We start from the raw sequence: 21,204 nt of genomic DNA, 5'->3' as shown, positions 1-21,204 counted from the left end.
GTCCGCGGCCCACCGCTTGGGCGCGGACGCGTCGCCAACGGCGATGGGTTCAGACGGTGGTGCGTCGGAGAGCGCGCGTTGTGGCCTCGACGTAGCGCCTCGGTGCCGTCAGGTGCGGAATGTGTGCCGCGCCCGGGATCGTCTCTCGCGTGGCGTGTGGGATCAGGCCCATGAGGCGCTCGATGACCGCAGGGAATGCTGGCGGGCTTTCGGAGCCTTGGGTGAGCCGGACCGGCAGTGCAAGCTGTGCCAGCAGGTCCGGGTCGATGCTGAGCGCGTGGGGGTCTTGTAGCTCGTCAAGGAACGTCGGAGCATTCTGAACGAAGATCGCCCGCAGCTCCGGCGGCAACTGGTTGTCCCAGGCGCCCGGCCCAAAGGCGACCTCGTCGGCGAACTGCTGCGCCGCACCCACAGCGTCGCCCTCGGCGATCCGCCGGCCGACGGATTCGAGGCTGGCGGCGCCCTGCCCGAGGATGACCTGGCTCGCGGGATCATCCTCCAGAAGGCTGAACAGGGGTGGTTCGTGGCAGGAGAGCGAGCGGAACAGCTCCGGGTGCCGTGCGGCCAGGCGCAGCGCGATGTCGCCGCCGTACGAATTCGTGACCACGTGCGCCGGAGCGAGGTCGAGTACCCGGAGCAGGGCAGCGAGGTCGTCGCCGTCCTCGATAACGCTGCCCGGTGTCTGCGGGCGCTCGCTGCGGGAGTGGCCGCGACGGTCGTAAACGAGTACGCGGAAGGACTCGGCCAGCCCGGGGACGACGAATCGCCAGTTCCGGGCGTCACCCCACGATCCATGGACGAGTACGAGGGGCTCGCCGCTTCCGTACACCTCGTAGTACAGCCGGACGTCATTCGCTTCGATCTCGGACATGGCTGGCTCCTCACCGATTCGGCCAACGCCCCTGAACACTCAGATGCGCTCAAGGCGCGCCATGGCCGCCGCTTCCCATGCTCAACGGGGCGAGGGAAACCGCGCGTCGGTAGACCTACCCATGTTCTTGCTTGGTGCGGCCGACGTCGGCGAATGCCGGCTCGGTACGTGGTGTGACGCGGCCGCTGCGGGCGAAGTGACGCAGCTTCGGCGGAAGCTCCCGTGCGTCAGAGCTCGGGATGTGCCAATGGGCATTCCCGGATCACCAAGAGCGTGCCTCTACGACACCGCCCACAACACAGACCCCCACGTCACAGCACCCTCTCGTGTGATGTCTCAGGACATCGGTGACAGTTGGTGTGTCAGGACATCGGTGACGTTTCAGCCGGTCTCGGGCGCTGGCCTGGGGTCGGCCGTTGCCGAGGTAAGGCACACCGGGCACCGGTTGGATGTCCTCGATGAACTGTCATGCTCGCCCGGCTGGCAAGCTGGTGGAACGTCTGTTGGGCTGGGAGATACGGGAGTTGGCGCGTCGATCGCCAGCTCAGAGACCTCATCGAGGAACTGCGAGCACCTCGCCGATGACGTGCCGCGCGCAGTTCGTCATCGCTGGGTTGGTGTCCTTTTGATGCGACCACACGATCAGGGCCTGGGACAGCACGCGCCCGCGGCCGCGGAGCCACGTCGCGTCGTCCACGTCCAGCGCCGCACGGAACTCGTCGCGGAGATTCACGGGCAGTAGGTGCCACACGGGGAACAGGTCGCACGCCGGATCGCCGACCCCGCAGGTCTCGAAGTCGAGCACCGCGGTCAGCCGGTCCTCCACTGACACGAGCAGGTTGCTCGGCGTCAGGTCCGAGTGCACCCACACCTCGCGCCCGTCGTACGGCGCCGCGAGTGACTCCTCCCACGACGCCAGCGCTGCGCCAGTGTCGATCAGGCCGTCCAGCTCGCCGATCGCCTTCCGCGTCGAGGAGTCCATCTCGACCATCGGAGCGCGCGTGCGGCGCTCGCCCGGATACGCCGGCGGCCGGTCTGGCAGGTCGATCCGCCGGAACGCGTCGACGAATGCCGCGAGGTCCGTCGCTAGCCCGCGTGGGTCGGCGAGCGCATCGGGGGACGGGTGCCTACCGGTGAGCCAGCGGTGGACGGACCACTCGCCCGGGAACGCGTCGGTGGGTGAGCCGATCGCCTCGACCGCGGGGATGGCCACGGGCAGGAGCGGCGCGAGTGCCGCGAGTTTCGCCTGCTCCCGCCGGACGTGGTCGGTGATCGAGGGCCGGAGCGGCAGCCGTACGCACAGGTCGGAACCGAGACGGTAGATCGCGTTCGCCAATCCGCTGGAGTCGACCGGCTCCAGCGGCAACGCCGCCCACTGCGGGAACTGAACGGCCACCAGCTCGCGGACGAGCGGTGTGTCGATGTCGGCCTGATCGGCGTGGACCTTACGGGAACTCACGAGCACCATCGGAACGGTCGGCCCGTCCGCTGTCAATCCGGTTTCGGATCCAGTGGGTCAACAGCAGGCGGGCCGGGCGGGCTCCGGAAGTGTCACCACCAACATCGCCCGAATCGTCACCGATGTCCTGATGCAGAACTGTCACCGATGTCCTGCGACATAACACACAGCACCCTCTCGAAACTTGAGTTCAAGGGAACGTATGTTCTATTATTGGCACATGAGAGAGCTCATCAACTGCCGGATCGGCGACGACCTGGTCATCGCCGATCCGGCCGCGTCCCGGACTCTCTTGCCGTCCGGTGTTGTCTCGACACTGGAAGACCTCGACATCCCCGAGGACCCTCACGCCTCGGGCGGCCCACGCTTCATCAATGAACAAGACGAGCAGGACGCCGAGCTCGACGTCCTGCTAGGCCGGAACAGGTTCTCCCAGGTCGACACCCTCGAGTGGGAACTGTGGGACGGGGTCGATCAGGACGAGGCGGAGCGTGAGATGCTTCGCCGCTGCGCACCGGCCTGGGTGTGTCTGCCGCCCGGCGGGGAGCTCGCCGGCGCGCTAGAGCAGACCCGGCCCGAGGCGATGTCCCCGATGGCCCTGATCGAACTGATGAAGTCCGCCAACCGCCTGTCCGGCTGGGCCGAAGCGATCAAGGCGAGCGCGATGGCATCGTTCATCCGGCAACGCCGAGCCGAACACCGCGAATCACCCCGCCCGACGCAACTCGACACGAAGGGCCGCCCGATCGACCCCGAACGCTCCTGGTACGGCGAGATCGCGCTCGCGCTCGGGTTGTCGCCAAACACCGTCGGCCTGCGGGTGGAGACCGCGCTCCGACTCACCTCGTCGTTGAGGGCGACGCACACCGCGCTCAAGTGCGGCGCCCTCACCTGGGGCAAGGCCCTGGCTATCTCCGAGGCCACCAGCGCGCTGCACGACGACACGGCCCGAGCCGTAGAGGCGCACGTGCTGAGACAGGCCGCCTCGCAGACTCACCGCAATCTACTGGTATCCCTGCGCCGCCAGGTCGCCAAACACTCCACCGGTGAGGCGGACGACAACCATCGTGCCGCCGCCACCGAGCGCACCTGCAAGATCGTCCCCCTGGCAAACGGCATGGCGGGCCTGTGGATCGTCCACACCGCCGACAAGATCCAGCAGATCTGGATCACCATCCAGGCCATGGCCGCCCTCGCCAAGCGCTCCGCCACCGGCCCCGTCATCCCGAACCCCGCCGAGACCGGCACGACCACCGACGACACCACGGCAGCCACTGCAGTCGTCCTGGACGGCCACAGCCCGACGACCGGCGAGCCGACAAGGGATCGCATGGCAGCCACCAGGCCTGAGCTGGAGCATCGCACGCCGCGAGGCGAGAACGCGGCGCACAACAAGGCTGCCGCACCCGGCAGCGATGCAGGGCGCATCGGTGCGGGGCTGCGTCGTTGTGGTGCGACGAGGGACGCCCGGACCGCCGAACAGCGCCGCGCCGACGTCGCCGCCGACCTGTTCGAACACATCCTGCGCAACGGTCTTGACTGGCTCGGCCGCCGACTCCCCGATCAGCACCGCCGCCGCCCTCACATCGAAGTCATCGTGGCAGCCACCACCCTCCTCGGCCTCGATGACGATCCCGCCGAGCTGACTGGCTACGGCCCCATCCCCGCACGCATGGCCCGCCGCATCGCCGCTGACGGCACCTGGCGACGACTCCTCACCGACCCCGTGAACGGCGCAGTCCTCGAAGCCTCCACCACCCGCCACGATCCCGGCGCCCTCGTCACGGAGACCTTGCTCGCCCGGCATCCCGTCTGCGCGTGGCCTGGATGCAACCGGGCCTCCAGAGATTGCGACCGCGACCACATCACTCCGTTCGCGGACAACGGCACGACCAGCCTCGCCGGACTGGCGCCGTACTGCGAGTTCCACCATGTCATCAAGGACACCCGCGCCTGGGGCTGGCGGACGACAAGCCGCCCAGGCGGATCGATCACCCTGACCACTCCGACCGGCCATCGCTACACCACCGTCCCATCCGCCCTTGGCCCCGTCACCCGACAGGCGAACGAAGCGCCCACAACCGGTCAGCCACTTCAGAGCACCAGATCCGGTCCTCCCGATGCGCTGTCCTGCACCGATCCCCGTGGCCAGTCGGCCATCGGCACACTGCAGAAGGCTGACGACCACCCGCCGTTCTGAGCGGTACGCCGGCTGCCGTGCTTTTGCACGGCACGCTGGGGCGCGGCGCGCATCCGTCTCGCCCGCACGGCCACCGTGGCGGCGTGCTCACCCTGGTGCGGCCGTCGAATCGTCGGCTTCCGTCGGCCGGCTCCAGAATCTGGACAGGCTGACGACAAGGATCGCCACAGCCCCGCCGCCGAAGACGACGACGGAGGACTGGTACTCGTACCCCAGGTCGGCGGACTGCACCCGGGTGGGTTTCATCGGGTCGTAGACCACCTGGATGCGCTGCCCGACCTCAGCCGCCGAGTAGTTCTCGGTCGTGGTCTCGACGGTCTCGCCGTCCTTCGTCACGAACCGGATGTCGATCGGCTCCCCGGACCGCGGAGCCGTCTCCTTGTGCAGCACAGTCGCCGTGACGACCTCTCCCCGGCGCTCCAGCGCGAGCTCGTCCTGGATCTCCGAGTAGCCAACGCCGGCCATCAGCACCGCGATGAACACGAAGATCACCCCCTCAGGCGCAACCCGCCACCGCCGCTTCTCCCGGGTGCCCTCGTCCTCCGGCGTCATCTCCCACCGCCTACCGCTCGTCACCACGCCTACCCCAGAGACTGTTGATTCCGTAGATCAGGAAGCCCACGCTCGCCCCACCGAGAAAGACGCCCGGGAACCAGTAGTCGAAGCCCCAGGCCGCCGCCTGCATGCGGCTGGGGTCGACGCGGTCGTAGACAACGTCGATCGTGCCGCCCACCTCGGCATCCTCGTAGTTGGAGGTCTCACCGGTGACGACCTCGCCCGCGAGCGTCACGTATCTGACTTCGATGCGCGTAGTCCGTCCACCGGACTCGTCCAGGACCGCCGCGCTGACCACCTCCCCGCGTCGCTGAAGCCAGTACAGATCCTCCAACTCGGCGTAGCAGACAACCGCGAGCACCACCGCCGCAACCAGAGACATGACGCCTTCGAGCTCGAAACGCCACCGCCGTGGCGGAAGTCTGCGACCGCGCCTGCGCGGTCGGGCCCGCCGGGCTGAGCTCCTGTCCTTCGTCACGTCCGTACGACGTGCACGTGAGACGTCCGGCTCCTAGCGGTTGTACGGGGTGGAGAGGAGGGGGCGAGTGTTGGTGAGGGTTTGGGTGTAGAGGGAGCGGACTCTCGCGGCCTCGGCGTCGGTCATGACGGACGGCTCGGGTTTGCCGGAGGGGACTTGCCAGGTGGGTGGGGTGTCGGTGCCGGTGAGGGCCCAGGCGGCTTGGCGGGCGGCGCCCAGGGCGACGTACTCGGCTGGTTCGGGGAGGATGACCTCGGCGCCCAGGAGGGCGGGGGCCAGGGCCTGGACGGCGCGGGAGCGGGCGGCGCCGCCTAGCAGGAGGATGCGGCGGACCGGGAGGCCCTGGGCGCGGAGGGCGTCGACCGCGTCGGCGAGACCGCAGAGCAGGCCCTCGACCGCGGCGCGGGCCATCGTGGCGGGCTTGGCGGTGGCGCGGGTGAGGCCGTAGATCAGGCCGGTCGAGTGCGGCAGGTCCGGCGTACGCTCGCCGTCCAAGTACGGCAGCAGGACGAGCCCGTCGGTGCCCGATGACGTGAGCGCGGCGTCGTTGAACGTCTCGAGGTCCATGCCGAGCAGCTCAGCAGTCGCCGACAGGACGCGGGCGGCGTTCAGCGTGCAGACCAGCGGCAGATAGCCCCCGGTGGCGTCAGCGAACCCGGCGACCAGACCGCTCGCGTCCGCAGTCGGGTCAGCCGACCGGGCAAACGCCGTACCGCTCGTGCCCAGCGAGACGGCGACATCGCCCGGCTGCAGGTCCAGCCCGAGCGCGGCCGCCATGTTGTCACCGGTGCCCGCGGCCAGCGCAGCACCCGACGCGGTCCGGCCAACGATCTCGGCCGGTCCGGCGACCCGCGGCAGTTCCAGCGACCGCCCGAAGGCCAGCTCGACCAGGTCCGGGCGGTAGCTGTTCGTCGCCGGCGACCACCACCCGGTACCGGACGCGTCGCCGCGGTCCGTCGTGATACCGGAGATGCCCTGCCGGTCGGCCGCCAGGCGATGCGTCATCCAGTCGTGCGGCAGTACGACGGCCGCGGCACGCTCGGCGGCCGCCCGCCGCGCCGCGTCAGCCGGTGCGCTCGCGTCCGCGTCGCGGATCCACCGCAGCTTGGTCACGGTGAACGAAGGCACCGGCACCGACCCCACCGCGTCGGCCCACGCACCAGGCCCACCGAGCTCGGACACCAGCTCAGCCGTCGCATCAGCGGAGGACGTGTCGTTCCACAGTACGGCGGGGTGCACCACCTCACCGGCCTCGTCGAGCAGGACCATCCCGTGCTGCTGCCCGCCGATCGAGATCGCCTCGACCCCGTCGAGCAGGCCGTCGGACGCGATCTCCCACGCCTTCCACCACGCGGCCGGGTCCACCTGCGTCCCGTCCGGATGCGGTGCGCGACCCTCCCGCAGTACCTCACCGGTCTCGGCGTTGCACACGACCACCTTGGTCGCCTGCGTGGAACAGTCCACCCCGGCAACCAGCCTCTGCTCAGTCATGGGCCCCAGACTAGAGCGCTTCGAGTGTGCTGCGGGCGCCGATCTCGTGGAGCGACTGCAGAGCGGCCTTGTACTGCGTGACGAACTGCTCGTTGGCGGCGAGGTCGCCGAAGAGGTCCGGGTCGGAGATGAAGACCAGTGGGTCCTCGCGGTTGTGCTGCGCCCGCTCCACGAGCTTGTCGCGCAGCCGGTCGACCACCTCGATCGGCTGCCCCTGCTCGTCGACGGCCTCGGCGTACCGGGCCCAGGAGGCGACCACCAGGACCGACCGGCCGATCTCCCGCCCGGCCGCAAGCTGCTCGCGCACCACCGGCAGCAACCACTTCGGGATCCGGTCGGAACTCTCCGCACACAGCCGCGCCAGCGTGTCCCGCACCTCCGGGTTCGCGAACCGCTCGATCAGCTGGTGCTTGTAGCGGTCGAGGTCGACCCCGGGCACCGGCGGCAGGGTCGGCGTCCCCTCGGCGTCCATGTAGCCGAGCAGGAAGTCGACGAACAGCTTGTCCTGGCACACCTCGTGCGCGTACCGGTAACCGGCCAGGTACCCGAGGTAGCAGAGCGCCTGGTGGCTCGCGTTCAGCAGCCGCAGCTTCATCAGCTCGTACGGCTCGACGTCGCCGACGATCTGGACGCCGACATCCTCGTACGGCGGCCGGTCGCCACCGAAGTCGTCCTCGAGCACCCACTGCGTGAACGGCTCGCACACCACCGGCCAGCCGTCCTCGACCCCGAACCGCTCCGCCAGCGCCTCCCGGTCGGCGTCCGCGGTGACCGGCGTGATCCGGTCCACCATGCAGTTCGGGAACCGCACCTCGGTCTCCAGGAACTCGGCGATGTCCGGGTCCTTGAGCCGGGCGAACGACGCCAGCATCTTGCGCGCGACGTGTCCGTTGCCCGGGATGTTGTCGCAGGACATCACCGTGAACGGCGGCACACCGGCCGCCCGCCGCCGGGCCAGCGCCTCGACGATGAACCCGAACGCGCTCCGCGGGGTCGCCCCCGGCTCCAGGTCGGCGGCGAGCGCCGGGTCGGACGTGTCCAGCTCACCCGTCACCTGGTTGACGTGGTACCCGCCCTCGGTGATCGTCAGCGAGACGATCCGGGTGGTCGGGTCGACCATCCGATCCACGACGGCGGAGGGGTCGTCCGGCGCGAAAAGGTAGTCGACGATCGACCCGATCACCCGGGGCTCGAGCGTCCCGTCCGGGTGCTTGATCACCAACGTGTACAAGCAGTCCTGAGCCGACATCACCTCGGCCATCCGGTGATCGTTCGGAAGCACCCCGACCCCGACGATCCCCCAGTCGAGCGCCTTCCCCTCACTCATCAGCCGATCGAGATACATCGCCTGATGCGCACGATGGAACCCACCGACGCCGAAGTGCACGATCCCCGGCGTCACCGCCGTACGCTCGTACGACGGCACGCCGACGTCATTGCCCAGGGCATCAACAGCAGCGGCGGACAACTTCACTTGACCGCCCCCAGCGACAGGCCCTGGACGAGCTTGTCCTGGGCGGCGAACCCGGCGATCAGCACCGGCAGCGACACCACGATGGACGCGGCACAGACTTTGGCGAGGAACAATCCTTGGCTGGTCACGAACCCAGTCAAGAACACCGGAGCCGTCTGCGCCACCGTGCCGGTCAGCACCCGGGCGAACAGCAGCTCGTTCCAGCTGAAGATGAAGCAGATCAGCGCCGCCGACGCGATCCCCGGCGTCACCACCGGCGCCACCACCGACCGCAACGTCCGGGTCAGGTTGGCGCCGTCGACCGACGCGGCCTCGAGGATCTCCACCGGCACCTCGGACAGGAAGCTGCGCAGCATCCAGACCGCGATCGGCAGGTTCATCGAGGTGTAGAGGATGATCAGCAGCCAGATGTTGTCCAGGAACCCGACCGACTGCGCGAACAGGTAGATCGGCAGCAGGCCGGCCACCACCGGCAGCATCTTCGTGGACAGGAAGAAGAACAGCACGTCGGTCCACTTCCGCACCGGGCGGATCGACAGCGCGTACGCCGCCGGGAACGCGAGCAGGATCACCAGCACCGTGGACAGGATGCTCGCGGTCAGCGAGTTGAGCAGCGACGGCCAGGGCCCGGTGTCGAAGAACGACCGGTAGCCGTCCAGCGTCAGCGGCGCCGCGACGTCCGGCGGGTTCTTCGCCGCGTCCTCCTCGGAGTGGAACGAGGTCAGCAGCATCCACAGCACCGGCAGCACGAACAGAAGCCCGACGATCCAGGCCAGCCCGGTCAGCGCCCACCCACCACCACGACGCTTCCTGCCGGTCACCATCTGCACCTGGGAACTCATCGACGTCCTCGCTTCGCTCCGGGCGCCGATGAGGCACCAAGCGCGCTGTGCTGGATTATGAATTCGCTTCGCTCATTCATCGTCCGGTCTCCTCTCGGAACAGCGTGGACACCGACCGCAGCGCGAGCGTCGCGATCACGATGGTGCCGATCACCACGATCACGCCGGCCGCGGAGGCCCGGCCGTAGTCGTGTGCGGTGTAGAAGGTCTGGTAGATCGTGTACGGCAGGTTCGCCGTACCGAGGCCGCCGGAGGTGATCGTGAAGACGGCGTCGAAGTTCTGTACGACGTAGATCGAGCCGAGCAGTGCGGACAGCTCGAGGTACTGGCGCAGGTGCGGCAGCGTCATGTAGCGGAAGATCTCCCACTGGTTCGCGCCGTCGATGCCGGCCGCCTCGATCACGTCCAGCGGCCGGCTCTGCAGCCCGGCCAGCAGGATCAGCATCATGAACGGCGTCCATTGCCAGACCAGCGCGAAGATGATCGACCACAACGGCTGGTTGCTGATCCAGTCCGGCTGCGGCGCGTTGTCACCGAACAACCACTTCAGCACCCCGTTGAAGAGACCGTACGTCGGGTTGTACAGCGCGTGCTTCCACAGCAGCGCGGCCGCCACCGGTACGACGAGGAACGGCGTGATCATCATCGTCCGGACCGCACCGCGACCGCGGAACTTCCGGTCCAGCAGCAACGCGATCGCCAGCCCGAGGACCAGGCTGATGAGGACGACGCCCGCGGTCAGCACGATCGTCACCCAGATCGCGCTCCGGGTGTTCGCGTCGGTCAGCACCCGGCGGAAGTTGTCCACCCCGGCAAACCCGCGCTCGTCGGGGTAGTAGGCGTTCCAGTCCATGAAGGACACGATGATCGTGACCACGAACGGCAGCTGGGTCACGATGATCATGAACACCAGCGCCGGCATCAGCGGCGCCCGGCGGGCCCAGTCGCCGGCCTTGCGCATCATCGTGCCTTCCGAGCCGGGCGGCGGCGCGGCGTTACGACCGGGCCGAGTCTTGGTGTCGATGCTCATCGACGTCCTCGCTTCGCTCCGGGCGCCGATGAGACACGTGGCGCACTGCGCTTGATGATGAACTCGCTTCGCTCGTTCATGCGACCGCTCCCCTCACTTCGCTTCGCGGGAGCGATAGCGCTCCGCGACGTCGTCGGCGAGCTCCTGCCCGCGTTTCAGCGCATCGTCCACACTCATCCGCCCGGCGATCGCCGAGCTCACGTCCTGGCTGACCTGGGTGCCGAGGTCCGGGAACTCCGGGATGTCGACGAACTGGATCCCGATCGCCGGCCGCGGCTGGGTGCCCGGGTTGCGCGGGTCGGCGGTCTCGATCGCCTGCCGGGTCGGCTCCGCGAACGCGCCGGCCTCCTTCAGGTACTGCGCGTTCTCGTACGTCGACGCGCGCTTGCCGGCCGGGACGCGGGACCAGCCGAGCTGCTCGCCGACGAGCTGCTCGTAGTCCTTGCCGGACGCCCAGGAGATGAACTTCCAGGCGTTGTCCTTCTTCGTGCTGGCCTCCTGGATGCCCCAGGCCCACGCGTACAGCCAGCCGGAGCTGTCAGTCTTGTTCACCGGCGCCGGCGCGTAGCCCATCTTGCCCTTCACCGGGGAGTTCGGCGCCTCCAGCGATCCGGCTGCGGAGGTGGCGTCGTACCACATCGCGACGTTGCTCTGGATGGTGTTGTTCAGGCACTCGGTGAAGCCGGCCTGCGGTGCGCCGAGCTCGCCGTGCGCGCGGACCAGGTCGACGTAGAAGTTGGTGGCCTCCTTGAACTCGGGCGCGTCCACCTTGGCCTGCCAGTCCTCGGTGAACCAGGTGCCGCCGAAGGTGTTCACCACGGTGGTCAGCGGCGCGAACAGCTGGCCCCAGCCGGGCTGGCCGCGCAGGCAGATGCCACGCATACCGGGTTGTGCGTTGTCCACCTGCGCGGCGATATCGGCGACCTGCTGCCAGGTCGGCTTGGCCGGCATCGTCAGGCCCTTCGCGGCCAGGACGTCCTTGCGGTACATCAGGAACGACGACTCGCCGTAGAACGGCTCACCGTAGAGCTTGCCGTCCTCACCGGACAGCGACTCGGTCATCGGCTTCAGCACGTCGTCCTGGTCGAACGACGGGTCCTTGGCGATGTAGTCCGAGAGCGGCGCGATCCACTTGCTGGTCGCGTAGATCGGGATCTCGAAGTTGCTCAGCGAGGCCACGTCGTACTGGCCGGCCTGGCTGGAGAACTCCTGGCTGATCTTGTCCCGGACGTCGTTCTCCGGCAGCACGGTGAAGTTGACCTTGATCCCGGTCTCCTTGGTGAAGTGGTCGGCGGTCAGCTTCTGCAGGTCGACCATCTGCGGGTTGTTCACCATCAGCACGTTGATGCTGTCGGCGCCGCCGCCGCCCGCACCGCCGCCCCACCCGGCACAGCCGCTGACCGCACTCACCAGGAATGCGACCGCGACCGCCCCGAGGCGTTTCCGCTGTCCCAGCACGAGCCGCTCCTTCGCTGTCAAAAGGGGTTCGCTCATTTGAGCAGGGGTCTGCTCACTCCAGAAGTGAACCGGGAAGGGCCTTGACCTGTCAAGGGTCTGTGCAACACTAGGGCGCAGGGCTGCTCATATGAGCGGAGCGCTAGGTGGGGAGGCTTCATGGAGTCGAGCACGTTCGGCCCGGCACAGCTGGTGCTGACGGCGTCGATCGCGCGCCGGTACTACCTCGACGGGCGGTCGAAGGTGGAGATCGCCGACGAGTTCCGGCTGAGCCGGTTCAAGGTGGCCCGGCTGCTGGACCAGGCGCGCAACAGCGGCCTGGTGCGAATCGAGATCAACCACCCGGGCGCGATCGACATCGACCTGTCCGCCCGGCTGCAGGAGACCCTCGGCCTCCGTCGCGCGATCGTGGTCGACACGCCCGAGGAGGACCCGGCCGCGCTCCGGCTCCAGCTCGGCAAGGCCGCCGCCGACCTGCTGACCGAGATCGTCACCGCCGAGGACGTCCTGGGCCTCGCCTGGGCCCGCGCGGTCACCGCGATGACTGAACAACTCACGACGCTCGCACGCGTCCCCGTCGTACAGCTCACCGGTGCGCTCACCCGGCCCGACGTCGAGGCGAACTCGGTGGAGCTCGTCCGGCACACGGCTCGGCTGTCGGGCGGACCGGCGTACCTCTTCTACGCCCCGCTCGTCGTGCCGGACGCCGCCACGGCGCGGGCGTTGCGGCAGCAGCCGGAGGTGGCCGAGGCGATCAGCCACTTCGACTCGGTGACGAAGGCCGTCGTCGGGCTCGGCTCCTGGGCGGCCGGCCAGTCGACCCTGTACGACGCGATGGACGAGAAGGCCTGTGACCAGCTGCTGAAACGTGGCGTGGTCGCGGACATCTCCGGGGTCTTCGTGGACGCGGACGGGCAGCCGGTGCACAGCCGGGTGACCGACCGGGTGGTCGCGATCAACGCCGGGCAGATGGACGCCATCGACGAGGTGATCGCGATCCCCTACGGCCTGGCGAAGGTCGACGCCGTCCGGGCCGCGATCCGCAGCGGCCTGGTGAACGGGATCGTTACCCACTCACCCCTGGCGAAGGCATTGCTGGACGAGACACACTGACGCCCGATGTCCGAGGTCGAGACACTGCTGCTCGGCGGTACCGCCAACCGTGGGCTCGTGGTGCGCGTCGGCGACACCGTACGGCGGCCCCTGCGCGCGAGCAGCACCGCCACGCACGCGCTGCTCGAGCACCTGGAGAGCGTGGGTTTCACCGGTGCGCCGACCTTCCTGGGGGTGGACTCCCAGCAGCGTGAGGTGCTGTCGTACCTGCCGGGCGAGACGGTGACCAAGCCGTACCCGGCCTGGTCGATGACCGATGCGGCGCTCGACAGTGTGGCCGGACTGCTCCGCGAGTACCACCAGGCGGTCGCGGGCTTCGACCCGTCCGGGCTGGACTGGGCCGAGCCGGTGCCGACGGAGTACGTCGGGGATCTCGTCAGCCACAACGATCCGAACCTGGACAACGTGGTGTTCCGGGACGGAATGGCGGTTGCCCTGATCGACTTCGACCTGGCCGGGCCCGGCTCGGCGCTGTGGGACGTGGCCACCGCCGTACGGCTGTGGGCTCCGCTGCGCCCGGAGGCGGACATCGCCGACCCGCGTCGCGGCCGCACGCTGGCCCGGCTCCGCCGGTTCGCCGACGCCTACGGCCTCGACGAGGCGGACCGCCGGCGGCTGGTCGACGCGACCGCCCGCAACCACGTCTGGTGCATGGACTACGTCCGCCGCGGCGCCGAAACCGGCCACCCGTGGTTCCACCAACGCTGGACCACCGGCGAAGCCGCCCTCACCGACCGCACCAACCACTGGTTCAAGACCCAGGCGCCCGCCCTCCATCACGCCCTGCTCTGAGCTCCACCTCAGCCTCAGCCACCCCGGCGTAGTACCTCTCCTGCATCCTGCGAACGAAGTGCGGCAGGAAGGGCGCCGGGCCGATCGGCCACGGCGAGATGTCCTGATTGCTCAGGAACGCCACGACGGCCCCGGCGCCGGTCAGCCCCACCAGCACCAGCCAGCCGCGCCGGAGGATCCATGGCCCGTCGTCCGCGATCAGCCCGCGCCGCGTCAGGGCGCCGATCGCCAACACGAGAGCAGCCAGCGCATCCACCGCCACGGTCGCCCCGACGGGCCACCCGTGCGCCCCGGAGTACGTACCCCAGCCCCGGTGGACGGCGACAGCCGACACGCCCAGGCCGATCGCGGCGAGCCCGTAGACCACCGCCCCCAGTTTCAGCTTCGGCACGCTCGGCTCCTCACGGTTGTCTGGTGAACCTATCGCCGGGTGCGGGTTCGCCGTTACTGCGGCAAGTGGCCCAGAATGGGCCGGTGAGTGCGCGTGTGGTGTTGCTGGCGGGGCCTTCGGGGACGGGGAAGTCGCATCTGGCCGAGTTGGTCGGGCTGCCTGTGGTTCGCCTGGACGACTTCTACCGCGACGGCGACGACGAGGCGATGCCGCGCTCACCGCTCGGGATTGTGGACTGGGACGACCCGCGGTCGTGGGACGGCGAGCGGGCGGTCGCGGCGCTGGAGACGCTGTGTACGACGGGCGTCGCCGACCTCCCGATCTACGACATCGCCGCCGACGGCACGGTCGGACACCGACCGGTGTCCACCGCGGGATCGCCGCTGATCATTGCCGAGGGCATCTTCGCCGACCAGGTCGTCGGCGCCCTCCGCGACCGCGGGTTGCTCGCCGCCGCGATCTGCGTCCGGCACCACCGGCTCGTCACCTTCGTCCGGCGGTTCCAGCGCGACCTGCGGGAACACCGCAAGCCGCCGCTCACGCTGCTGCGCCGCGGTCTGCTGCTGCTCCGCGACGACCCGCAGGTGGTCCGCCGCTGCCTGGACGCGGGCTGTGAACCCCTGCACCCGAAGGCGGCCCGGCGCCGGATCGAGGCGCTTCTCACGGAGGCGCGCTCCCGCTGATTCGCCGTCTGTTCGCCCGGGGTTCACCTTGGTCTGATGGCATCTGGCCCGGAGACCTTCTGATGATCTCGGGGCGAGAAGTCGGACGGAGAAGAACGTGAAGCGGACTGCGCCAGGCGTTGCCGCTGTAGTGACCGCGCTCTTGCTCGGGGTGACCGGCTGCGGGAACGACGCCGGAGCCTCGGTCGGCACGCTACAGACGCCCTCGGCAACCAAAGCCCCGGCAGCGGTGCGGGACAAGGCCGCGAAGACCACGCTGGCCGGCCTGGCCGTGCTGCCCCGTGGGTACGTCGCCGATCCGCGCAGCGCCACCGGTGCGTTCACCGCGACCGCATTCCTGGAGAACTGGTCGGCCGACCCGGCGCTGGACCGGGCGCTGCTGCTGAACGCGGGCTTCGTCGAGGGGTATCGCGCGAGCCTGATCAGCCCGGACAAGAAGAAGCAGTACACGGTGCAGCTGTTCCGGGCCGCGTCGGCGGCGAAGGCGAAGACGCTGCAGCAGGGTTTCTGGAGCCAGGACACGCACGAGCGCGCCTTCGGCGTACCGAACGCTCTGAGTGACGCCCGGGTCGACTACGACGGCGGCACCGGTCAGTCCGAGGCGGTCGCTCAGGTCAGCATTGTGGTCGGCGCCCTGGTCGCCGAGCTCACCGTCCGTCAGACCGGTGCCCTGGGCACCAACCCCCGCCCGGACACCGCCCTGCTCACCACCTTGGCGGCCCAGCAGAAGTCCCGCCTGACCGCCAAATCCAGCTGAACAAGTCACCCGCGGCCGCGGTTCACTCAGCGGTGATGCGGTCGATGATCAGGGGGTTCGGGTGGTACGACGTGGAGATAGCGACCGCGTCGTTCAGGGACTCGAGGGCGCGGTCGAAGCGGGTTGGGTCGTCGGTGTGGAGGGTTAGGACGGGTTGGCCTTCGGTGACCTGGTCGCCGGGTTTGGCGTGGAGCTCGACGCCCGCGACGGCGGACACCGGGTCCTCCTTGCGGGCCCGGCCCGCGCCTAGGCGCCAGGCGGCGACGCCGACGGCCAACGCATCGAGCTTCGACAGGACTCCCGACGACGGCGCCGGTACGACGTGCCGCTCGGGCGCGACCGGGAGCTCCGCAGCCGGGTCGCCGCCCTGGGCCGTGATCATGGCGCGCCAGACGTCCATCGCCGTACCGTCGCGGAGCTTCTCGGCCGGGTCCACGTCCGTGACGCCGGCGGCCGCGAGCATCTCGGTGGCCAAAGCGACGGTCAGCTCGACGACATCGGCCGGGCCGCCGCCGGCCAGCACCTCGACCGACTCGCGGACTTCGAGGGCGTTCCCGGCGGTCAGGCCGAGCGGCACGGACATGTCGGTGAGCAGGGCAACGGTCTTCACGCCCGCATCGGTGCCGAGCGCAACCATCGTCTCGGCCAGCTCGCGGGCGTCGGCGAGCTCCTTCATGAAGGCGCCGGAGCCGACCTTCACGTCCAGCACCAGCGCGCCGGTGCCCTCCGCGATCTTCTTGCTCATGATCGAGCTGGCGATCAGCGGGATCGCCTCCACCGTGCCGGTCACGTCCCGCAGCGCGTAGAGCTTCTTGTCGGCCGGCGCCAGCCCGTCACCGGCAGCGCAGATGACCGCGCCGACGTCCTCCAGCTGGCGCATCAGCTCCTCGTTGGACAGCGCGGCGCGCCACCCCGGGATCGACTCCAACTTGTCCAGCGTGCCGCCGGTGTGGCCGAGGCCGCGCCCGGACAGCTGCGGTACGGCGACCCCGCACGCCGCCACCACCGGCGCCAGCGGCAACGTGATCTTGTCGCCGACCCCGCCGGTCGAGTGCTTGTCGGCGGTCGGCCGGGACAGCCGGGCGAAGTCCATCCGCTCGCCGGAGGCGATCATCGCCGCGGTCCAGCGGGCGATCTCGCGGCGGTTCATCCCGTTCAGCAGGATCGCCATCGCCAGCGCGGACATCTGCTCGTCGGCGACGTCGCCACGAGTGTAGGCGTCGATCACCCAGTCGATCTGGCCGTCGCTCAGCTCACCGGCGTCCCGCTTGGCGCGGATCACGTCGACAGCGTCGAAGCTCACTTGTCCTCCTCCAGGGCCTCCGGCCCGAACGCGTCCGGCAGCAGCTCGCGCAGCGACCGGATCCCGCTCGTTGTCTCGAGCAACAGTGCGGGACCGCCGTGCTCGTGCAGCAGCTGACGGCACCGGCCGCACGGTGCCAGCAGGTCGCCGTGCCCGTTCACGCAGGTGAACGCGACCAGGCGGCCGCCGCCGGTGTTCATCAGCTCCGAGACCAGCCCGCACTCGGCGCACAGCCCCAGCCCGTACGACGCGTTCTCGACGTTGCACCCGGTCACGACCCGGCCGTCGTCGACCAGCGCCGCGGCCCCGACCGGGAAGTGCGAGTACGGCGCGTAGGCCCGCCCCATCGCCTCGACCGCGGCCGACCGGAGCGCCGGCCAGTCGACGGTCGAGGGCTCGTCCGGCACGGCGCTAACCTGCCTGACCTCGTCGATATCGGAGCCCGTCGGCAGCCGGCATCCGGAGCCGCTGGGCCGCCAGCCCGAGGACCAGCAGGGTCGTCACGTACGGCGTCATCCGGGTGAAGTCGGCCGGCACGGTGTCGGTCGTGAAGAACCAGATCGCGAACCCGATCCCGATCAGCAGCGAGGTGATCGCGGCGATCTTCTGCCCCCGGCGGAACTGCAGAGCGGCGACGCCGAGCAGGATGATCGCGACGATGATCAGCAGTGCGTGCACCGCCTCCCCACCGGCCCGGAGCTGGAGCGCGTCGGTGTAGCCGAACAGCGCCGAGCCCATCACCAGCCCACCCGGACGCCAGTTGCCGAAGATCATCGCGGCCAGGCCGATGTAGCCGCGCCCACCGGTCTGCCCGTTCTGGTAGATCCCGGACGAGACCAGCGCGATGAACGCACCGCCCGCTCCGGCGATCGCCCCCGAGGTGAGGACGGCGATGAACTTGTACCGGTAGACGTTGACGCCCAGGGTCTCGGCCGCCACCGGGCTCTCGCCGCAGGACCGCAGCCGCAGGCCGAACCCCGTGCGCCACAGCAGCAGCGCGCTTCCGACGATGAACAGGGCCGCCAGGATCGTCAGCGTGGACAGCTCGGTGGTCACCGCGGCCACCAGCGAGGCGAGATCGGACACGATGAACCAGTGCTTGTTCTGCAGGTCGATCATCGCCTCCGAAACACCGGGGATGGTGATCGACAGCGGGGCGTCGAGCGGTGGCGACTGGGTCGGGCCACCACCCTGCAGCCCGGAGAACCAGGTGTCGGCCAGGAAGGCCGCCGTACCGATGGCGATGATGTTGATCGCGACACCGGACACGATGTGGTCGACGCCGAAGGTCACCGTCGCCAGCGCGTGCAGCGCGGCGCCGAGCAGGCCGAAGATCATCGCGCCGACGACGCCGCTCCACGGGCCGTACCAGTAGCCGAAGTACCCGGCGCCGATGGTGCCGAGGATCATCATGCCCTCGAGACCGATGTTGACCACGCCGGCCCGCTCCGACCACAGACCGGCCAGCGCGGCCAGGGCGATCGGGACCGAGGCGTTGACCGCCTCGCGCATGGTGCCGGCCGAGTCGACCTCGTTCGCGCCGGTCAGCACCCGGACCGCCGAGACCAGCGCCAGGCCGATGAGCAGCCAGATCCAGATGCTGATCCGGCGCCGCGGCACGAGGGCCTCGGACGGGGCTCCGGCGGGCCGGAGCTCTTCGGGAGCCATCGTCATCGGGTCGCCTCCGGGGTCACCTCGGACGGGGCCGAGCTACTGAGTTCCGCTGCCACCTGCCGTTGCTCCAGCGCGTTGCGGTACCGGCGGACCACCTCGTAGGCGATGACGACGGCCAACACGATGACGCCCTGAGTGATCGCCACGATGTCCGGTGAGACCTGCGCCTTGATCTCGAGCAGGTTGCTCTGCTCGGTCAGGTAGGAGAACAGCAGAGCGCCGAACGCGATTCCGATCGGGTTGTTCCGGCCGAGCAGCGCGACCGCGATGCCGGCGAAGCCGATCCCGGCCTGGAACGTGGTGCCGTAGCTGTGCGAGCTGCCGAAGAGCAGCGGGAGCCCGATCAGGCCGGCCACTGCCCCGGAGAGCATCAGCGAGACGACCACCATCCGCCGTACGTCGATGCCGCTGGCAACGGCGGCACTGGCCGACGTGCCGGTGGCCCGCAGGTTGAAGCCGAACTTCGTCCGGTTCAGCAGGACGGCGTAGGCGATCCCGCCGAGGACGGCCAGCAGGGACAGGCCCAGCAACTCGTTCGGGGCCCCCGGCAACAAGGGGATGCCGGCCACCCAGCTGTCCTGCGGGATCTCCTCGGTGGCCAGGTTGCTGCCGGTCTGCACGCCGACCTGGCGGAGCAGGTACGCCGTCAGCGAGATCGCGATCGCGTTCAGCATGATCGTCGAGATCACCTCGCTGACCCCGCGGGTGACCTTCAGCAGGCCGGCGATCGACGCCCACAGCGCGCCGACCGCCATCGCCAGCACGATGGCCACCAGCACGTTCAGCGGTCCCGGCAGCCAGCCCTGGGCGGCGAACACCGCGGCGGTGAACACCGCCACCTGGTACTGCCCCTCGACGCCGATGTTGAACAGGTTCATCCGGAACCCGATCGCGGCCGCCAGGCCGGACAGGTACAGGATCGAGGCGTTGTTCAGGATGTTGATGATGTTGCGCTCGGCCGGCGCCGAGAAGATCGTGCTGAGGAAGCCGGACACGGAACTGCCGGCCGCCAGCAGGATCAGGCAGGTGATCACCAGCGCGACGGCGATGGCGAGCACGGGCGCGGCGAGCGCAAGGCCGAACCGGCGCAGGTCGAACTTGCCCATCACTCCTCTTCTCCGGCACCGGTCATCGCGGAGCCGAGCTGCTCCGGGGTGACCGTGTCAGGGTCGAACTCGCCGACCAGCTTGCCGCGCAGGATCACCTGGATCTGGTCCGACAGCCCGATCAGCTCGTCCAGATCGGCGGAGATCAGCAGCACCGCGAGCCCTTGCCGGCGCGCCTCCCGGATGTGGTCCCAGATCGCGGCCTGGGCGCCGACGTCCACGCCCCGGGTGGGGTGCGACGCGATCAGCAGCACCGGGTCGCCGCTCATCTCGCGGCCGACGATGAACTTCTGCTGGTTGCCGCCGGACAGCGCCCGGGCGGTGGTCTCGATCGACGGCGTCCGGACGTCGAACTTCTCGACGATGCGTTCGCTGTCGTTGCGGGCGCCGGTCTTGTTGATCCACGGTCCGCGCACACTCGGCGACCGGTCCTGGTGACCGAGGATGCGGTTCTCCCACAGCGGGAAGTCCAGCAGCAGGCCGTGCCGGTGGCGGTCCTCCGGGATGTAGCCGATGCCGGCGTTCCGCCGCTCCGCGGTGCTCCACTCCGTGATGTCCTTCTCGCCGAGCCGGACCCGGCCGGACGTGGCCGGCCGCATACCCATCACCAGCTCGACCAGCTCGGTCTGGCCGTTGCCCTCGACACCGGCGATGCCGAGCACCTCGCCGCGGTGGATCTCCAGTGACACGTCGTCCAGCAGGTTCCGCTCGCCGGCCCCGGCCAGCGTCACGTTCTCGATCGTGAGCTGGACGTCCTGGGTGACGGTCGACTCCTCGGTGCTGGGTGAGGGCAGCTCCGAGCCGACCATCAGCTCGGCCAACTGGCGCGCGGTGACGTCCTTCGGGTGCACCGACGCGACGGTCGTGCCCCGCCGCATCACGGTGACGTCGTCGGCGACCGCGAGTACCTCGTCGAGCTTGTGCGAGATGAACAGCAGCGTGTAGCCCTCGGCCTTGAGCTCGCGCAGGTTGCCGAACAGCGCATCGACCTCCTGCGGCACCAGGACGGCGGTCGGCTCGTCCAGGATGATGATCTTCGCGCCGCGGTACAGGACCTTGAGGATCTCGATTCGTTGCCGCTGGCCCACACCGAGGTCCTCGACCAGGTCGTCGGGCGACAGGCCGAACCCGTAGGCGCCGGACAGCTCCTTGATCTTGGCGCGGGCCTTGTCGCCGATGCCGTACAGCTTCTCGGCGCCGAGGACGACGTTCTCCAGGACGGTCAGGTTGTCGGCCAGCATGAAGTGCTGGAAGACCATGCCGACGCCCTGCTTGATCGCGTCCGCCGGCGAGTGCAGCACCACCTCGTCGCCGTTGATCTCGATCGTGCCGTCGTCGGGTTTCTGCACGCCGTACAGGATCTTCATCAAGGTCGACTTGCCGGCCCCGTTCTCCCCCACCAGGGCGTGCACGGTGCCGGTCCGCACGTCGATGTCGACGTCGTGGTTGGCCACCACACCGGGAAAACTCTTGCCGATTCCCCGGAGCCGGACGGCCAGCGTCTGAGTCAAGGTGTCGATCTCGCACGCT

General features: G+C 69.3%; 20 protein-coding genes. 5 read left to right on the top strand and 15 right to left on the bottom strand.

All coding sequences use genetic code 11. The annotated features are described in order from the left end of the window. Positions 1 to 49 precede the first annotated feature (49 nt). Both ACIBGM_RS18105 and ACIBGM_RS18100 read right to left on the bottom strand, forming a co-directional pair. Complete coding sequence (locus ACIBGM_RS18105) at positions 50 to 871, bottom strand: alpha/beta fold hydrolase (protein ID WP_396386209.1); 822 nt, start codon at positions 869 to 871, stop codon at positions 50 to 52. A 553-nt stretch (positions 872 to 1,424) separates the two neighbouring features. Next, positions 1,425 to 2,339, bottom strand: coding sequence for an aminoglycoside phosphotransferase family protein (locus tag ACIBGM_RS18100; protein ID WP_396386208.1), 915 nt, complete (start codon positions 2,337 to 2,339; stop codon positions 1,425 to 1,427). Positions 2,340 to 2,514: 175 nt separating this feature from the next. Here ACIBGM_RS18100 and ACIBGM_RS18095 point away from each other — a divergent pair, with 175 nt between their 5' ends. Further along, on the top strand, positions 2,515 to 4,530 hold the full coding sequence (locus ACIBGM_RS18095; protein WP_396386207.1) for a hypothetical protein: 2,016 nt from the start codon (positions 2,515 to 2,517) through the stop codon (positions 4,528 to 4,530). 87 nt (positions 4,531 to 4,617) lie between these two features. On the opposite strand, the gene ACIBGM_RS18090 is transcribed toward ACIBGM_RS18095, so the two are convergent. The 7 genes from ACIBGM_RS18090 to ACIBGM_RS18060 all read right to left on the bottom strand — a co-directional run bounded on the left by ACIBGM_RS18090 (position 4,618) and on the right by ACIBGM_RS18060 (position 11,858). After that, complete coding sequence (locus ACIBGM_RS18090; RefSeq protein ID WP_360534591.1) at positions 4,618 to 5,106, bottom strand: DUF3592 domain-containing protein; 489 nt, start codon at positions 5,104 to 5,106, stop codon at positions 4,618 to 4,620. Beyond that, complete coding sequence (locus ACIBGM_RS18085) at positions 5,093 to 5,467, bottom strand: DUF3592 domain-containing protein (RefSeq protein ID WP_396386206.1); 375 nt, start codon at positions 5,465 to 5,467, stop codon at positions 5,093 to 5,095. Before ACIBGM_RS18085 ends, ACIBGM_RS18090 begins: the two co-directional genes overlap by 14 nt. Before the next feature lie 129 nt (positions 5,468 to 5,596). After that, positions 5,597 to 7,054 carry an FGGY family carbohydrate kinase gene (locus ACIBGM_RS18080; RefSeq protein ID WP_396386205.1) on the bottom strand — a complete coding sequence of 486 codons (1,458 nt, stop codon included), beginning with the start codon at positions 7,052 to 7,054 and terminating at the stop codon, positions 5,597 to 5,599. Between the two features lie 10 nt (positions 7,055 to 7,064). Beyond that, positions 7,065 to 8,528, bottom strand: a complete 1,464-nt coding sequence (locus tag ACIBGM_RS18075) for a mannitol dehydrogenase family protein (RefSeq protein ID WP_396386204.1) — start codon at positions 8,526 to 8,528, stop codon at positions 7,065 to 7,067. Beyond that, positions 8,525 to 9,370, bottom strand: a complete 846-nt coding sequence (locus ACIBGM_RS18070; protein WP_360534599.1) for a carbohydrate ABC transporter permease — start codon at positions 9,368 to 9,370, stop codon at positions 8,525 to 8,527. Before ACIBGM_RS18070 ends, ACIBGM_RS18075 begins: the two co-directional genes overlap by 4 nt. Before the next feature lie 76 nt (positions 9,371 to 9,446). Continuing rightward, positions 9,447 to 10,400 carry a sugar ABC transporter permease gene (locus tag ACIBGM_RS18065; protein WP_360534601.1) on the bottom strand — a complete coding sequence of 318 codons (954 nt, stop codon included), beginning with the start codon at positions 10,398 to 10,400 and terminating at the stop codon, positions 9,447 to 9,449. A gap of 93 nt (positions 10,401 to 10,493) precedes the next feature. After that, complete coding sequence (locus tag ACIBGM_RS18060) at positions 10,494 to 11,858, bottom strand: sugar ABC transporter substrate-binding protein (protein WP_360534603.1); 1,365 nt, start codon at positions 11,856 to 11,858, stop codon at positions 10,494 to 10,496. Between the two features lie 156 nt (positions 11,859 to 12,014). Between ACIBGM_RS18060 and ACIBGM_RS18055 the strand changes: the two genes are divergently transcribed. Both ACIBGM_RS18055 and ACIBGM_RS18050 read left to right on the top strand, forming a co-directional pair. Continuing rightward, positions 12,015 to 12,968, top strand: a complete 954-nt coding sequence (locus ACIBGM_RS18055; RefSeq protein ID WP_360534605.1) for a sugar-binding domain-containing protein — start codon at positions 12,015 to 12,017, stop codon at positions 12,966 to 12,968. A 6-nt stretch (positions 12,969 to 12,974) separates the two neighbouring features. Next, on the top strand, positions 12,975 to 13,760 hold the full coding sequence (locus ACIBGM_RS18050) for a phosphotransferase (RefSeq protein ID WP_360534607.1): 786 nt from the start codon (positions 12,975 to 12,977) through the stop codon (positions 13,758 to 13,760). On the opposite strand, the gene ACIBGM_RS18045 is transcribed toward ACIBGM_RS18050, so the two are convergent. Continuing rightward, positions 13,720 to 14,151: a hypothetical protein gene (locus ACIBGM_RS18045; RefSeq protein ID WP_396386203.1), complete on the bottom strand. Its 432-nt coding sequence runs from the start codon at positions 14,149 to 14,151 to the stop codon at positions 13,720 to 13,722. The two genes, ACIBGM_RS18050 and ACIBGM_RS18045, sit on opposite strands and share 41 nt — an antisense overlap. A gap of 83 nt (positions 14,152 to 14,234) precedes the next feature. Here ACIBGM_RS18045 and ACIBGM_RS18040 point away from each other — a divergent pair, with 83 nt between their 5' ends. Both ACIBGM_RS18040 and ACIBGM_RS18035 read left to right on the top strand, forming a co-directional pair. After that, positions 14,235 to 14,834: an ATP-binding protein gene (locus ACIBGM_RS18040; protein ID WP_360534611.1), complete on the top strand. Its 600-nt coding sequence runs from the start codon at positions 14,235 to 14,237 to the stop codon at positions 14,832 to 14,834. Between the two features lie 97 nt (positions 14,835 to 14,931). Further along, positions 14,932 to 15,591 carry a hypothetical protein gene (locus tag ACIBGM_RS18035; protein ID WP_360534613.1) on the top strand — a complete coding sequence of 220 codons (660 nt, stop codon included), beginning with the start codon at positions 14,932 to 14,934 and terminating at the stop codon, positions 15,589 to 15,591. Between the two features lie 22 nt (positions 15,592 to 15,613). On the opposite strand, the gene ACIBGM_RS18030 is transcribed toward ACIBGM_RS18035, so the two are convergent. Genes ACIBGM_RS18030 through ACIBGM_RS18010 form a run of 5 tightly spaced genes read right to left on the bottom strand, consistent with a single transcriptional unit; the run spans position 15,614 to position 21,185 of the window. Further along, positions 15,614 to 16,894: a thymidine phosphorylase gene (locus ACIBGM_RS18030; RefSeq protein ID WP_360534615.1), complete on the bottom strand. Its 1,281-nt coding sequence runs from the start codon at positions 16,892 to 16,894 to the stop codon at positions 15,614 to 15,616. Further along, entirely contained in the window at positions 16,891 to 17,301 is a 411-nt protein-coding gene (locus tag ACIBGM_RS18025; RefSeq protein ID WP_396386202.1) for a cytidine deaminase, read from the bottom strand. The genes ACIBGM_RS18030 and ACIBGM_RS18025 overlap by 4 nt, the downstream gene beginning before the upstream one ends. Before the next feature lie 4 nt (positions 17,302 to 17,305). Continuing rightward, positions 17,306 to 18,568, bottom strand: coding sequence for an ABC transporter permease (locus ACIBGM_RS18020; RefSeq protein ID WP_360534619.1), 1,263 nt, complete (start codon positions 18,566 to 18,568; stop codon positions 17,306 to 17,308). Continuing rightward, positions 18,565 to 19,674, bottom strand: coding sequence for an ABC transporter permease (locus tag ACIBGM_RS18015; protein ID WP_360534621.1), 1,110 nt, complete (start codon positions 19,672 to 19,674; stop codon positions 18,565 to 18,567). Before ACIBGM_RS18015 ends, ACIBGM_RS18020 begins: the two co-directional genes overlap by 4 nt. Further along, positions 19,674 to 21,185, bottom strand: coding sequence for an ABC transporter ATP-binding protein (locus ACIBGM_RS18010; protein WP_360534623.1), 1,512 nt, complete (start codon positions 21,183 to 21,185; stop codon positions 19,674 to 19,676). The genes ACIBGM_RS18015 and ACIBGM_RS18010 overlap by 1 nt, the downstream gene beginning before the upstream one ends. Positions 21,186 to 21,204 lie beyond the last annotated feature (19 nt).

This window comes from Kribbella sp. NPDC050470, assembly GCF_044458365.1.
GTDB lineage: Bacteria > Actinomycetota > Actinomycetes > Propionibacteriales > Kribbellaceae > Kribbella.
The sequence above is the reverse complement of the archived record's forward strand: the minus strand, read 5'-3'. Positions and strand labels throughout refer to the sequence as shown.

Excerpts from the sequence above, each read along its gene's own strand:
- ACIBGM_RS18105 (WP_396386209.1), bottom strand. The coding sequence starts at position 871 with ATGTCCGAGATCGAAGCGAATGACGTCCGGCTGTACTACGAGGTGTAC.
- ACIBGM_RS18100 (WP_396386208.1), bottom strand. The coding sequence starts at position 2,339 with ATGGTGCTCGTGAGTTCCCGTAAGGTCCACGCCGATCAGGCCGACATC.
- ACIBGM_RS18085 (WP_396386206.1), bottom strand. The coding sequence starts at position 5,467 with ATGTCTCTGGTTGCGGCGGTGGTGCTCGCGGTTGTCTGCTACGCCGAG.
- ACIBGM_RS18080 (WP_396386205.1), bottom strand. The coding sequence starts at position 7,054 with ATGACTGAGCAGAGGCTGGTTGCCGGGGTGGACTGTTCCACGCAGGCG.
- ACIBGM_RS18070 (WP_360534599.1), bottom strand. The coding sequence starts at position 9,370 with ATGAGTTCCCAGGTGCAGATGGTGACCGGCAGGAAGCGTCGTGGTGGT.
- ACIBGM_RS18065 (WP_360534601.1), bottom strand. The coding sequence starts at position 10,400 with ATGAGCATCGACACCAAGACTCGGCCCGGTCGTAACGCCGCGCCGCCG.
- ACIBGM_RS18055 (WP_360534605.1), top strand. The coding sequence starts at position 12,015 with ATGGAGTCGAGCACGTTCGGCCCGGCACAGCTGGTGCTGACGGCGTCG.
- ACIBGM_RS18050 (WP_360534607.1), top strand. The coding sequence starts at position 12,975 with ATGTCCGAGGTCGAGACACTGCTGCTCGGCGGTACCGCCAACCGTGGG.
- ACIBGM_RS18020 (WP_360534619.1), bottom strand. The coding sequence starts at position 18,568 with ATGACGATGGCTCCCGAAGAGCTCCGGCCCGCCGGAGCCCCGTCCGAG.
- ACIBGM_RS18015 (WP_360534621.1), bottom strand. The coding sequence starts at position 19,674 with ATGGGCAAGTTCGACCTGCGCCGGTTCGGCCTTGCGCTCGCCGCGCCC.